This window comes from Streptomyces sp. NPDC002809, assembly GCF_040295435.1.
Lineage (GTDB): Bacteria > Actinomycetota > Actinomycetes > Streptomycetales > Streptomycetaceae > Streptomyces.
This window is the reverse complement of sequence record NZ_JBEOVJ010000068.1, coordinates 31,863-45,010: the sequence shown is the minus strand read 5'-3', so window position 1 is coordinate 45,010 and position 13,148 is coordinate 31,863. Positions and strand designations below refer to the sequence as shown.

The following is a 13,148-nucleotide window of genomic DNA, read 5'->3' as shown; positions in this document are numbered from 1 at the left end:
CGACGGCGCGATGGGCCCCAACTCCTGGCGAGGCTTCAGCCGCTTCATCAACCAGGACCAATGGGACTGACCCCCACCACAGTCGACATCCCCCGCGCGCACAGGCTGTGAACCGGCGGCGGTTCAGTGTCCCGGGCTAGGCCGGTCCGCACCTCGAACAGCAGGGCGGGACCGTTCTCCACCACGGCGGTCGCGGGCTGCATTTCATGGATGCCGCAGGTCATGGCACGGAAGCCGTGCGTCCCTGTGGAACTCACGAAGTGACGCCCCGGCCCCGTAGGGCCCGCTCCGCCTCTCCTCGCCACGCTCGCGCGGCAGCGCTCCCCGGGATGCGCGGCCACCCGCCGAACCCCGCCGTCGGCCGAGGGCGGGGTTCGGCGGGGACTGGGCGCGGGGCGATCGCGCATTCCTAGGCGGGCCGGTCGTGGTGGACCGTGATGTGCCGACCGAAGTACTCAAGGATATGACTAGTCATATCCTTGAGTACGATGCATCGCGGCCGGTGCCACCGGGCTGACCGGCGAGGAGAAGGAGGGGCTGCTTCGATGGCCTTGCGACATGCCGTGCTGGCGGCGCTGCTGGACGGCGAGTACAGCGGATACCAACTGGCGAAGGCGTTCGACGTCGGCGTCGCGAACTTCTGGCACGCCCTGCCCCAGCAGTTGTACACGGAGCTGGCCAGGCTGGAGAGGGAAGGGCTGGTCGCCGGGCGGCAGGTGGTTCAGGAGACCCGGCCCAACAAACGTCTCTTCCACGTCACGGATGCCGGTCGTGACGAGCTGGAGAAATTCGCCGCGACTCCGTCGAAGCCGTCGTTCATCCGTGACGACCTGCTCGTCAAGGTCCAGTCCGCCGACCGCGTCGGCACCGCGCAGGTGATCGAACAGCTGGAAGAGCGCGTGTCCGCGGCCGAAGCGAAGATCGGGCTTCTCGACAAGCTGCTGAGGCAGATGCGCGGGGACGCGGACGAGGCGGAGTTCCTCCGCCACGGGGACCGGATCGGGCCGTACCTGACGTGTCTGCGCGGGGTGGCCTTCGAGCAGGGCCACCGGGACTGGTGCCTGCGGACCACGGCCGTGCTGCGGGAGAGGCAGGCAGCCCATGCCGAGCGGTGAGTACCTGCGGTACGTCGCGCTGGGCGACAGCCAGACCGAGGGGATCGGCGACGGGGACGACACCGTGGGCCTACGGGGCTGGGCGGACCGGTTCGCCGAGCATGTCGCGGTATCCAACCCGGGTCTTCAGTACGCGAATCTGGCCGTCCGAGGACGTGTCGCCGGTCAGGTCCACAGGGAACAGCTGGGGCCCGCGCTGGCCATGCGCCCCGACCTGGCCACCGTCGTCGCCGGGGTCAACGATGTGCTCCGGCCTCGGTTCGACGCCGCGGAGGTGGTCGGGCACATGGAGGCGATGTTCGCCGCGCTGACGGCCGCCGGGGCCCAGGTGGCGACCATGACCTTCCCCGATGTGGGGAAGGTGGCGCCCGCCGCCCGGCCGCTCATGTCCCGGGTGTCGGACCTCAACGCCCGTATCCGTGCCGCGGCCGCGCGCCACGGCGTCGCGGTCGCCGAGATCGACCTGCACCCGGTGGCCACCGATGCGCGTCTGTGGAGCGTGGACCGGCTCCACACCAGCCCCCTCGGCCACGCGCGGATCGCTGCTGCCGTCGCCCAGGCCGTCGACCTGCCGGGAAGCGACGACGCCTGGACGCATCCCCTTCCGCCCCAGGTGCTTCCCAAGGGGCTGCGGTCCGCGGGGGCCGAACTGCGGTGGGCGGCCGCCTTCCTCGGCCCCTGGCTGGGCCGTCGGCTGCGCGGTCGTTCCTCGGGCGACGGACGTACCGCCAAGCGCCCGCAGCTCCTGCCCTTCGGTGTCGGTTCCTGACGACCTGGGGCGCACAGGCGGAGACGGGCCGGAAGCCGTTCGTCCGCCGGCTGACGTGAGCGCCGCCCCGTACGGGCCGGACGGCCGTCAGCCGGCGTCGGGCCGGCCCCGTGCCTCCGGGACGTCGAACAGCCGCTGTGCCCGGTGGCCGTTCCTCCGCCGGAGGGCGGTGATCCATGCGGGGGCGTCCTCGCGGGCCAGGAAGGGGCAGACGGCTCGGTGCGCTATGCGGCAGTGTGCGCCGGGCAGCGGTTCGGCGTCCCACAGGTTCATGGCTCTGCCGTCCGGGGTGAGGATCCAGCGTCGGCGCGGCGGGACGGTGTGGGCGGCGACGACGACTCCGGGTTCGAGGAAGACCCAGTGCCCGTCGTAGTGGGTCGGGCGGCGGTCCAGGGTGAGTCCGCAGTGCGGGCACTCGGGCGGGGCGGGCGGAGGCGGCGCGGTGGCACCTTCGAGGGCCGCCTGCGATGCGTCGTCGGGTCGGTCCTGACCGGTGGCGGAATTCTCGTTGTCCCCCATACACGTCAGGGTCCATACGGGCCGTCGGGTCCGGTAGGCCGCAATCCGGCCGCACCCCGGTCCCGAGAACCCGCTCACCGCGCTGCCACGCACCGCCCGAGGAGGCAGCCGGACGCGTCGGCGGTGGTCCACGCGTTCTGACCCGAGTACGTGAGCGGCCTGCTCCGAGCACGTGAGCGACCTGCGTTGTCAGTGGTCGCACGTAGGTTGAGCCGTGTTCCGCCACTGAGGCGTGGACGCCCCCTCGGTGCATAGGAGATGGTGCGGTGTCGGACTGGGAGAGGTCGAGCACGGCACGGGTGACAGCACCCGCGCGGCCACGCAAACTGGCCAAGGTCCCGTTCGTCGAGCTGGCCGGCGGGCGGCTGCAGGGTGTGGTGTCGAGTGGTTCGGACATCGGTCGGGTGTACGTCTCGTCGGTAGCGTCCGGCACGTACGCGTTCGCCTGCAGCACCAACAACAACCGGCCCTGCGGCGGCGCGCGGGGATCGTTCTGCAATCACATCCGGGCCCTGATCAACGAGGCGGTGCTGCAGTACGGCGCCGAGCGCGTGGCCCGCTACCTGAAGGTGGAGACGGCGAGCGGGGAGCCGAGCGCGTCGACCGTCGAGACCTGCATGAGCGGCACCCGCCCCTCCCAGGCGGACACCAAGGACGCCGCCCCCGTCTTCAGCCGGTTCCTGCGCCACCTGGCGTATCTGGAACTCGCGCCGAGCGCGGCACCGTTGCCGGAGATGCAGTGGTTCCCGCCGACCAGGACGGTGGCGTGATGCGCACGGATCCGCTTGTCGAAACCGTCCCGGGGCTCGACGAGGCCTTGGCGGCCGTCGACTCCTTCGACCAGGCGCTCGTCGACGGTCTGCTCCGTCCCCGGCCCGACCGGGCCGCCGCCCTGGCCGAGTTCGGCCTCGCCGTCGCGGGTACACCACTGGCCGCGAGGGTTGCCGACGCGGCCGGCCGGACTGCCGACGGATCGGCGGACGAGGACGACTTCACGGCCCTCGCCGCGGCCCGTACCGCGCTGCTCGGCTCCGTACACGACGCCCTGATGAGCCGCGTCGGGGAAGCGACCGGCAGACCGCGTGGCGTGGCGGCGGAGATACCGGCGGCCGAGAGCCGGCCGACGGCGAATCTGCAAGCCGCAGCCCGCTCCTGGCTTGCCGATCTGGCGCGTGCCGGCTGGCAGGGAATGGACCACGACGTCGTCTCGGGGGCGGCGCCGGTCGTCTCCGCGATGCTCCCGGACCCCGTCCTGCGCAGGCTTGCGACCCTGCTCGACGGATTCGCGGCCGAACTCGCCGCGTCCTGCCCGGGTGCGGCTCTGGAACGCGTGCCCGCGCGTCGATGGGCCGACCTGTGGTCCCGGGCGATGCTGCTGACGCTGCCGGGCGCCGCCGAGGTGCCCGTGACGGGCACGGCCACCGGCCGGCTCCTGTCCCTCGGCGTCGATCTGCACGAACACGCCACCGCCGTACAGGCCCAGGTGCACGCGGTGTTCGAGCCCGCCGACGGCACCGCACCCCGGCTGGTGCGGGCCGGCATGGCGGTGCCGAAGCCCGACACGGTGGTCGGAGCCGGCATCTGGCAGCTGCTCCGTCCGCACATGTCCCTTCTGGCAGCCGTCGGCGAAGGCCGCTCGATGGTCCTCGACGCCATGCCGGTCACCGGGGAGGGCGACCTGATCTGGTGCGACGCACACGCGCGTCCGGGCGAGAGCGCCGACGCCTTCGTCACGGCCCGCGTCGCCCTGCCCACCGCGACCGACGCGGTCACGGCGCCGTTGGACCGCCATCCGGCGCGTATCGCCGTGCCCGTGTTCCTGGAGGGATACGCCGCCCAACAGAGCGACGACGTACTGACCTTCACCGTGGCCGGCCATCCGCTGGAGGTCGACACCGACCGCATTCCGGCCGCCGGGCCGCTCACACCGGAAGCCGTCGCCGGGTCCGGCGCGTGCATCGCCCTGCTCCGCTGGGATGCCGGGCGCTACCGCCTCCAGCCCCTGGCCGTGGAGACGACTGTGCGCAAGAAGAGCGTCGCACTGCATGCCGGCGGCTGGGCCGGCGGCACGACCGACAAGGCCGGTGCCAGGGCCGAGAAGGCCGCCACCGACGCCGTCGCCGTCCTCAGGGAGCGCGCGGGAAGGCTGCTGCGGAAATGACGGAGCACATGACCGACCTGCCGGAGCCGTCCGCACCGCACGTGTCCGTGCCGGCGACCTCCGCACTGCAGGCACCGCCCGCGTCCGTGTCGGCCCCGTCCGCACCCCACGCACCGCCCGCGTCCGCACCGCACCCGTCGGTGTCTCCGCGCACGCCCGAGGCCGACCCGCACGAGAACCGCCGTCAGGTCCTGTACTGGCGCCTCCTCGCCCGGCTCTTCGACCCCGAGGAGCAGCCCGCGCTGGAGTCGGCGAGCCTCGCCGTCGTCGAGGACCTCCGGTTGCCGTCCGCACTGCTGGACCCGCAGGCCTCGGTCGACTCGGTCGTGCAGCGCCACCCCGCGCTTGCCGACGAGTTCGACGGCCTGATGACCCCGGGGCCCGACGACGGCGTACGGGACCGGGCCGCCGAGGTGCGGCGGGCGGCGCTGGTCTCGAAGGTGCTCCTCAACGTCTTCTCCTCCGGCTCCGGCACCGTCACCGCCGGGCAGTTGGCGCGCTGGCAGTCCGACGCGGGGTGGCTGGAGCGTGCGCTCGGCTGCGCGCCCGGCGAACTGCGGGGCGGCCGCACCGGGGGAGGAGGATCCGGAGGTGGTGCGCACCTCGGCCTTGCCCGGCTGATTCCCACGATCGGGCCGGAGCTCGGCGCCCTCGAAGCCGACCTCGTCCGGCGGATGCACCTGCGGGAGGTGCTGGCCGACCCCGTACTGGCGGCGCAGCTGACCCCCAGCATGTCGCTGATCGAGCAGCTGCTGCGGGACAAGAGCAACCTCTCGGGTATCGCCCTGGCCAACGCCAAGTCCCTGATCCGCCGCTTCGTCGACGAGGTCGCCGAAGTGCTGCGCACCCAGGTGGAGAAGTCCACGGTGGGCGCCGTGGACCGTTCCGTCCCGCCCAAGCGGGTGTTCCGCAATCTCGACCTCGACCGCACGATCTGGAAGAACCTCACCAACTGGAGCCCGGAGGAGGAGCGGTTGTACGTCGACCGCCTCTACTACCGGCACACCGCGCGCAAGACGACACCCCAGCGGCTGATCGTCGTCGTGGACCAGTCGGGCTCGATGGTCGACTCGATGGTGAACTGCACCATCCTGGCGTCGGTCTTCGCCGGACTTCCGAAGGTCGACGTCCACCTGATCGCGTACGACACGCAGGCGCTCGACCTCACGCCGTGGGTGCACGACCCCTTCGAGACCCTGCTCCGCACCAAGCTCGGCGGGGGCAACGACGGTCCCGTCGCGATGGCGATGGCCCGCCCGAAGATCACCGATCCCAAGGACACCGTGATGGTGTGGATCTCCGACTTCTACGAGTTCGACCGCTCCCAGCCGCTGTTCGAGGGCATCGAGGCCGTCCACCGTTCCGGAGTGAAGTTCATCCCCGTCGGGTCGGTCACCAGCTCCGGCCGCCAGGAGGTCAACCCCTGGTTCCGCGAACGCTTCAAGGCCCTCGGCACGCCGGTGCTCTCCGGTCACATCCGCAAGCTCGTCCACGAGCTCAAGACGTTCCTCGCCTAGAAAGGGCCTCTCATGTCAGACCTGTTGCGCGCCCCCGCCGAGATCAAGTACGCCGAGGAACTGGCGTGGCTCGAGTCCGTCGACGACAACCCCAAACCGTTCTCCTGGCGGCTCTCGCCGAAGATGGTGCGCCTCTTCATCCTGGGCTCCGAGCGTGCCGACGGCCTCGACCGGGAGATCACGCAGAAGTGGTACGGCGACCGCAGTTTCGTCGAGCGCTCCATCGTCACCCTGGCCTCCGACCGCGGTCTCCTGCTCATCGGTGACCCCGGCACCGGCAAGAGCTGGCTGGCCGAGCTGCTGTCCGCCGCGATCTGCCGGAACTCCACGCTGGTCGTGCAGGGCACGGCCGGCACCACCGAGGACCACATCAAGTACTCCTGGAACGTCTCCATGGTCATCGCCAAGGGACAGTCGCGGGAGTCCATGATCCCCTCACCGATCATGACGGCGATGGAGGCCGGTGCGATCGGCCGCTTCGAGGAACTGACCCGTTCCACCAGCGACGTCCAGGACGCGCTGATCTCGATCCTGTCCGAGAAGTACATCTCGGTGCCCGAGCTGGACAGCGACAACATCGTCTTCGCCAAACCCGGCTTCTCGGTCATCGCCACGGCCAACAGCCGTGACCGGGGCGTCAACGACCTGTCCTCGGCGCTCAAGCGCCGCTTCAACTTCGTACGCATCCCGGTGGTGACGAACAAGAAGAGCGAGGCGGAGATCGTCCGCTTCCGTACCGAGGAACTGCTGCGTCGCCACAGCATCGAGCTCGACGTGCCCCCGACGCTCCTCGACGTGCTGCTGCAGAGCTTCGCAGACCTGCGCGCCTCCGCTGCCGCGGCCGGCAGCGACGACGAGAAGCTGGAGTCGGCCCTGTCCACAGCCGAACAGATCGGCGTGCTGGAGGACGCGATCCTGCACGGCAACTTCTTCGGTGAGCGCGACCTGACCGCCCGCACGCTGGCATCCTCGCTCGTGGGCTCGCTGGCCCGGCGGGACCCCGAGGACCTGGCCATTCTCAACAAGTACCTGCACGGTGTCGTCGAGCCCCGCAGCAAGGAAGAGGGCGGATCCTGGCCCGAGTTCCTGGAGGGCGGCCGCGAGACGATCGCCACCCTGTCATGACCGGCGCGCACGAGCGGAGCTTCGAAGAGCTGCGCACGCAGTTGCAGGAGGCCGCCGCGACCTTCGCCGACGGACCCGACGCCCTGGAGTCCATCCTCCTCGGCATCGTCGACGACGTGGACCGTGCCGTGCGTGAGCCCCTGGAGATCTTTCCCGTCTGCCACCACTCACCCGCCTCGGCGATCGCGATGGCGCGCCGGCTGCGGGAGAAGCAGCCGAAGGTGGTCTACCTGGAGCTGTGCGAGGACATGGCTCCGCTCCTGTCCGAGCTGCGCAACTGCAGGCTCCCCGTGGCGGTGCAGGCGTTCGCGACCGAGACCGACGGCTTCCCGGCCGAATGGGCCCCGCTTTCGGTGGTCGCCCCGGTCACCGAGGCCTCGGCCGAGTACCAGGCGATCGCCTACGCACTGGACACACCGGGCGTCGAACTGGTCCTCGTCGACCGCTCATCGGACCACGTCTACCAGTGGGACGCCCGGGCGGAACACCTCGATGACGACCCGGCGGCACCCGGTTCCGACGCACCGCCCGCCGAGGAGGAGGCCGCCCTGCACGGCGACGCGGTCGGCGTGGGGATCGGCGACCTGCGGCCCCGCTTCGCCGAACTGGAGGAGCACCTGCTCCGCCACGGCAAGGTTCGGCACTGGTCGGAGTGGTGGCACCAGTACGTGGAACTCCCTCTCGGGGAAGGCGACCACGACACCTACCGCCAGGTCATGCTGCTGATCGGCAGCCTCTTCCGGCACCTCGCGCCGGGCGACCCGCACCGGGTACGCGTGGACGAGGACCGCGAACGCCACATGTGGACGCGGATGCGCGCCCATCTGGCCGCGACCGGTACCGACCCCGCCGACGGACTCTACGTCTGCGGTGCCTTCCACGCTGCCAGCCGCGTCGCGGAGTTCGGCGTCCACGGCAGCGACACCTTCGAGATCTCCCCGCGCACCGCCACGAAGTGGCAGCACGGACTGATCCCGTCCAGCCACGCGGCGATCGAGGCGCAGTTCGGTCTCGCCGCCGGCTCCGTGTCGATCGCCGCGACGGTCTGGGCGAACAACGTCCGGCGCACCCGCGTGGAGCCGTACCGCCTGGCGGGGCAGGCCGGCGGGAAGAAGCCACGGGCCAGGAAGGCCCTGGCCGCGCCGGTGCCCGGACCGCCGGCCGAACCCTCGGACAAGCTGTCCGGTTTCCTCCGGCGCCCACCCGTCCTGGACCGGCTGGACGAGGCCGAACTGCTCGGCTGGTGCGTGGAGATCGTGCGCGCCGCCCGCCGCAACGGCTATCTCGCCTCCACCGCCGACGCCATCGCGGTGTTCGAGACGTCGATCCTGCTGGCCGGTATGCGCGACCGGGCCAGGCCGACGCCGTACGACTTCCAGGACGCGGCCGTCACCTGCATCGAGAAGGACACCGTGCCGGGACGGCGCGATGTGCGCCGCCTGGTGGAGATCATGATGGGCGGCGACCGGGTCGGCCAGGTCGGCTACGACGCCCTGCCGCCGCTGGCCCGTGACGTGCACGACCGGCTCGCGGTCCTGAATCTGCGGCTCGAACAGCGCGGTGTGCAGCGGGCGCTCCTCGACATCGCCTCCCGGCCCGAGCTGGAGAGGTGCTCCGACGTCCTGTGGATGCTGCGCAGGCTGCTGCCACCGGGCGTCGCGCGGCCGATCATGGGCGAGCGGAGCCTGGGGGAGCGGTCGATCCAGGAGTCCTGGGACCTGGCGCTCGGCACCCACCAGCGGGCCCTCATCGAGCTCGGCTACGAGGGCGTCAGCATCGAACAGGTCCTGGAGCAGAGGCTGCGCCGCACGGCGTACGCCCCGCAGGCCACCGCGGCGAGCGTCCTGGAAGCCGTCGAGGACGCGACGCTGTACCTGCGCAGCCGCCGCCTGGCCGACGAGCTGGGCACCCGGGCGCTGGACGTGCTGGCGTCCGAACGCAGCGTCGACGGTGCACCGGAGGTGCTGCGTCGGGTACGACGGCTGCTGGCCTACTACCGCACCAATGAGCCGGTCCTGCCGCCGTGGATCGAGTCCTTCGTCAAGACCGGGTACGCGCATTACTGCACCCTGCTGCCGATGTCGTTCACCGACGACGACGCCACCGTCCGGCAGGTGGCGGCGATGCTCGGTTTCCTCTTCAGCATGGAGAACCTGGCCCTGTCGCTGGGATGCGACCGCGCCCAGCTCCAGCTTGCCCTTGCCCAGTCGCATCCGCAGGAGCCGTCGAGGACGGCGCTGCTGTGGGCGGCGCAGGTGCAGCTCGGGCACCTCTCCCGTGCGGAGCTGCGGTCGCGGTGCGACGAACTGCTGGGGAACCCCCTGGTGGTGCCCGCGTATCCGCGCTACCTGAGCGGTCTGGTCCACGCGCTGGAACCCGTCCCGGGGCTCACGGACTTCGTGGTGGAGGCGGTGTCGCAGGCGTTCGGACGGCTGCCCGACCCGGTGCTCCTGCCCTGGCTGCCGACCCTGGTCACCACCTTGCGCGCGGGCGGCGCCGACCTGGCCCCGCTGCTCATCCGCGAGGCCGGACGGACCTTCCCCGGCCGTCTCGGGGCGCTTGACACGTGGATACCGCCGTGGCGGGCGCAGCCGGAGCTGCCGGTGGCCGGCCGTCGGGAGACCGCCCGTGGCTGCGCGCTGCTCGCCGCGCACCCCGGGACCTGCGATGCGGTGGCAGCTCTGCTGGGCTGCGAAGGGACATGGGAGAGCCCCGGTTCCGGCCGGGCAGGCGTGGCCCTGGCCGGTGCACATCCGGACACCGCGGTGGCTCTGGAGGCGCTGCTGGCCGGCTGAGGGCCGGATGATGCCGAAGGGGTCCGGCCCACCGCGTGACACGGCGGGCCGGACCCCTTCGGAAGGTGCTGAGGGATCAGCGTGCGAGGCGGATGCGGTGCAGCTGGTCCTTGCCGTCGGCGCCCGCGCCGGACTTGTCGACGACGTACGCGGAGCCGCCGGCGATCTCGATGTGGTTGGGGTTGGCTCCGGTGGCCACGGTCTCCACGACGCTGCCCTTGCGGGGGTCGACGACCGAGACGGTGGCGTCGGTGCGGTTGACCACGAGCACGTTGCCCGAGCGGGTGTCCGTGGCCACGGACAGCGGGCCCGCACCGGTGGCGACGGACTTGGTGACGAGGCCCTTGCGGAGGTCCACGACCGAGACGTCCCCGCCGGTCTGGTTGGCGGTGTAGGCGGTGCGGCCGTCCTTGGACAGGGAGACGGAGATCGGGCCGTCACCGGTGGGGATGAGCCGCGGGGCCGTGGAGCGGGTGGTGACCTGGATGATCTGGTCGTTGGTGAGGTCGGCGGCGTAGACGGTCCCGGACTTCTCGTCCAGGGCCAGGCCGGTCGGGCCCGAACCGTCGACCGTGACGCGCTTCTTCTCCTTGAGGGTGCGGCTGTCGAAGGCGACGAGCGTGCCGTCCCCGTAGGAGCTCGCCCACACGGTGTCGTGACGCTCGTCGACGACGATCTCCCGGGCGTGGGCCACGTCCGGGAGCGTGGCGAGGTGCTCGCCGGTGCGCTGGCTGTAGACGGCGACCGAGTTGTTGCGGGTGTTGGTGGTCCAGACGGTGTTGTGCTCGTCGTCGACCGCCACCCCGTAGACCGCCTCGACCGCGCCGGTGGCCGCGTCGGTGACCGGCGGCGTGTAGGTCGCCTTCACCTTGAGCGTCAGCGGGTCCACCTTCGTCAGGGCGGAGTTCGTCACCGGGGGCCGTCCCACCGAGGAGGTGGTCCACAGGACGTGGTTCCGCTCCGAGTAGGAGGACTGGTAGAGACCGGCAGCGACCGGTGCGGTGGTGACCGCCGAGGCCGCCGGCCGGCTCTGTGCGGTCGCGGTGCCCGTCAGTGCCGCGGTGCTGCCTGCGGCGAGCACGACGGCGATGGCCGCGGAGGTTCCGGTGCGACGCAGGCTGCGGGTGGGTGAGGTCATGCTGGGGTCAACTCCTGAGTGCGGTGCATGAGGATCTGTACTCCTGAAACTTAGCTTAGGCTTACCTAAGTAACACTCTTTCAGGTATGTGATCTGACTAACAACTCGACTGGCTGTGAGGGGTGTTCGGGAAGCGTCAGCCCTGGTCGGCGGCGGGACGCCGACGGCGGACCAGGAACAGGGTCGTGCCCGCTGCGCCGGCCGCTCCGCCCACCGCCGCGGCCGCGGCCGACCAGGCGATGGTCGCGTACGAGACGGAACTCCCCAGGGACGCGGCCGTGGTGGTGAGAGGTGCGGTGTCCGGTGCGGCGCCGTCCGATGCCGGGGCGCTGCCCGGGATGCCGTCCGCTCCGGTCACCTCGAAGTCGACCTTGAGCGTGGTGGCCGGCTCCGGCGCGAGGAAGCGCAGCCAGTGCGCCCCTGTCGACGTGCCGGCCGGGACGGTCACGTCGCCCTCGTACGAACCCTTCGCGTCGGTCTTCCACTGGCCCAGGATCGCGTCGTCGTCGAGCTTGACGGTGACCGTGCGGCCGGCCGGGAACTTGGTCACCGCGAAGTGCAGCGTTCCGCCCGCCTGTACCTGGTCGGCGGTGATCTCGGCCTTGGCCCCACGGGAGTTGGAGGCGGCCGCCGGTGCGCCCGAGGCCGCCGGTACCGGGGCGGCCGCGCCGCCGGACGCGCTGGTGGCACCCGTGGCCGAAGGGTCTGCCGAAGTGCCGGTGGTGACAGTGAAGTCCGCCCGGACGCTCGTCGACGGATTCGGGGCGAGGAAGCGCAGCCAGTGGGCACCCTTCGTCGCCGAGGCCGGAATCGTCACGGTGCCGGAAAGGGTGCCGTCGGCACCGATGCCGTCCGGCCACTGCCCGATGATCTCGGAGTCGTCGAGCTTGACGGTGAGCTGTTCGCCGGCGGGAAATCCGGTCACCCGGAAGGAGACCTTGCCGCCGGCGGCTACCTGCGAGCCCGCCGTGATCGAGGCGGACGCTACGGCGCTGCCCCCGGAGCCGCCGCCCGTGGTGCCGGAGCCGCCGACGGTGCCGCCCGTCGTGCCGGTGGTGTCAGTCGTGCCGCCGGATCCACCACCCGTGCCCGAGCTGCCGGCGCCGCCCGTGCCCGTGGCCTTCACCGAGAAGTCGGCGCGCAGGCTCGTGGACGGGTTCGGGGCGAGGAAGCGCAGCCAATGTGCCCCGGCCGAGGTCGACTTGGGGAGGGTCACAGTGCCGGAGAACGTGCCTGAGGCGTTCACTGCGCCCGTCCACTGCCCGATGATCTCGCTGTCGTCCAGCTTGACCGTGACGTTCTGGCCCTTGGTGAACCCGGAAAGGGTGAAGGAGACCTTGCCGCCCGCCGTGGCCTCGGAACCGCTCAGCCGGACCGTGGGCCGCGCGGCCGGCGGGGTCGCGGTGGCCGTGGGCTTCGGTGTGGGCTCCGTCGTCGGTGTGGGGGTCGGTGTCGGTGTGGGCGTCGGTGACGGCGCATCGCCCGTCACCGACAGGTTCTCGCTTCTGACGCTCGTCTGTGGCGCCAGGAACCGCAGCCAGTGTTCGCCGCCCACGGTGGCGTCGGCAGGCACGGTGACGGCGCCCGCGACGCTGCCGTCGTCGCCGACGGGGAACTGCTTGAGGAGCGTCTTGTCGTCGAACTTCACGCTGAGCGTGGCGCCGGCGGGGAATCCGGAGGCGGTGAACGGTACTTCGCCGCCCGGCTTCACCGTTGCCGCGCCCAGCACGACCGTGGGTGCGGTCGTGTCGGCCACGAGGGCGAGTGCGCTCCCGGTCTGCGTGCCGCTGCTGCTCGCGGTGGCCAGGGGGACGGCCAGGGCGCCGAGGCCGAGCGTCGCACCGGCTGCCAGCGCGGCCATGCGGCTGATTCTGGCGCGGGAGGCGCGGGATGCGGTCGCGGGCACAATCGCGGGGGTCCGGGAGGGTCTTTCGGGGTTCATGGTGGGCTGCTCCTGGCAGGCGGAGAGTGAGGGGGAAGGGGTGGCTGAGGGTGCGAAGCCAACGACG

10 protein-coding genes are annotated in these 13,148 nt (G+C 71.5%); 7 read left to right on the top strand and 3 right to left on the bottom strand.

The window, feature by feature from the left end; translation table 11 throughout:
* Positions 1-545: 545 nt before the first annotated feature.
* Together ABT025_RS29960 and ABT025_RS29955 are read left to right on the top strand one after the other, a co-directional pair.
* Entirely contained in the window at positions 546-1,115 is a 570-nt protein-coding gene (locus ABT025_RS29960) for a PadR family transcriptional regulator (protein ID WP_351001233.1), read from the top strand.
* Positions 1,102-1,884: an SGNH/GDSL hydrolase family protein gene (locus ABT025_RS29955; protein WP_351001230.1), complete on the top strand. Its 783-nt coding sequence runs from the start codon at positions 1,102-1,104 to the stop codon at positions 1,882-1,884. Before ABT025_RS29960 ends, ABT025_RS29955 begins: the two co-directional genes overlap by 14 nt.
* Before the next feature lie 87 nt (positions 1,885-1,971).
* Here ABT025_RS29955 and ABT025_RS29950 read toward each other — a convergent pair whose 3' ends face one another.
* Positions 1,972-2,403, bottom strand: coding sequence for a DUF6083 domain-containing protein (locus ABT025_RS29950; RefSeq protein ID WP_351001228.1), 432 nt, complete (start codon positions 2,401-2,403; stop codon positions 1,972-1,974).
* Between the two features lie 299 nt (positions 2,404-2,702).
* On the opposite strand from ABT025_RS29950, the gene ABT025_RS29945 reads away from it, so the two are divergent.
* Genes ABT025_RS29945 through ABT025_RS29925 form a run of 5 tightly spaced genes read left to right on the top strand, consistent with a single transcriptional unit; the run spans position 2,703 to position 10,001 of the window.
* Positions 2,703-3,173 (top strand): hypothetical protein, encoded by a 471-nt coding sequence (locus tag ABT025_RS29945; protein ID WP_351001225.1) that lies wholly within the window; start codon positions 2,703-2,705, stop codon positions 3,171-3,173.
* Positions 3,173-4,564, top strand: a complete 1,392-nt coding sequence (locus ABT025_RS29940) for a hypothetical protein (RefSeq protein WP_502972060.1) — start codon at positions 3,173-3,175, stop codon at positions 4,562-4,564. The genes ABT025_RS29945 and ABT025_RS29940 overlap by 1 nt, the downstream gene beginning before the upstream one ends.
* On the top strand, positions 4,561-6,081 hold the full coding sequence (locus ABT025_RS29935) for a VWA domain-containing protein (protein ID WP_351001219.1): 1,521 nt from the start codon (positions 4,561-4,563) through the stop codon (positions 6,079-6,081). The genes ABT025_RS29940 and ABT025_RS29935 overlap by 4 nt, the downstream gene beginning before the upstream one ends.
* A 12-nt stretch (positions 6,082-6,093) precedes the next feature.
* Positions 6,094-7,206, top strand: coding sequence for an ATP-binding protein (locus tag ABT025_RS29930; protein ID WP_351001216.1), 1,113 nt, complete (start codon positions 6,094-6,096; stop codon positions 7,204-7,206).
* Positions 7,203-10,001, top strand: coding sequence for a hypothetical protein (locus ABT025_RS29925; RefSeq protein ID WP_351001213.1), 2,799 nt, complete (start codon positions 7,203-7,205; stop codon positions 9,999-10,001). The genes ABT025_RS29930 and ABT025_RS29925 overlap by 4 nt, the downstream gene beginning before the upstream one ends.
* A 76-nt stretch (positions 10,002-10,077) precedes the next feature.
* Here ABT025_RS29925 and ABT025_RS29920 read toward each other — a convergent pair whose 3' ends face one another.
* Together ABT025_RS29920 and ABT025_RS29915 are read right to left on the bottom strand one after the other, a co-directional pair.
* The gene (locus ABT025_RS29920; RefSeq protein ID WP_351001211.1) at positions 10,078-11,139 is read right to left on the bottom strand and encodes a YncE family protein; all 1,062 of its coding nucleotides are present in this window, start codon (positions 11,137-11,139) and stop codon (positions 10,078-10,080) included.
* Between the two features lie 136 nt (positions 11,140-11,275).
* Positions 11,276-13,000, bottom strand: a complete 1,725-nt coding sequence (locus ABT025_RS29915; RefSeq protein WP_351001208.1) for a hypothetical protein — start codon at positions 12,998-13,000, stop codon at positions 11,276-11,278.
* Positions 13,001-13,148: the final 148 nt, after the last annotated feature.

Bases quoted from the DNA above. Each gene is read 5' to 3' on its own strand.
- ABT025_RS29940 (WP_502972060.1), top strand. From the start codon at position 3,173: ATGCGCACGGATCCGCTTGTCGAAACCGTCCCGGGGCTCGACGAGGCC.
- ABT025_RS29960 (WP_351001233.1), top strand. From the start codon at position 546: ATGGCCTTGCGACATGCCGTGCTGGCGGCGCTGCTGGACGGCGAGTAC.
- ABT025_RS29955 (WP_351001230.1), top strand. From the start codon at position 1,102: ATGCCGAGCGGTGAGTACCTGCGGTACGTCGCGCTGGGCGACAGCCAG.
- ABT025_RS29915 (WP_351001208.1), bottom strand. From the start codon at position 13,000: ATGGCCGCGCTGGCAGCCGGTGCGACGCTCGGCCTCGGCGCCCTGGCC.
- ABT025_RS29930 (WP_351001216.1), top strand. From the start codon at position 6,094: ATGTCAGACCTGTTGCGCGCCCCCGCCGAGATCAAGTACGCCGAGGAA.
- ABT025_RS29935 (WP_351001219.1), top strand. From the start codon at position 4,561: ATGACGGAGCACATGACCGACCTGCCGGAGCCGTCCGCACCGCACGTG.
- ABT025_RS29925 (WP_351001213.1), top strand. From the start codon at position 7,203: ATGACCGGCGCGCACGAGCGGAGCTTCGAAGAGCTGCGCACGCAGTTG.
- ABT025_RS29920 (WP_351001211.1), bottom strand. From the start codon at position 11,139: ATGACCTCACCCACCCGCAGCCTGCGTCGCACCGGAACCTCCGCGGCC.
- ABT025_RS29950 (WP_351001228.1), bottom strand. From the start codon at position 2,403: ATGGGGGACAACGAGAATTCCGCCACCGGTCAGGACCGACCCGACGAC.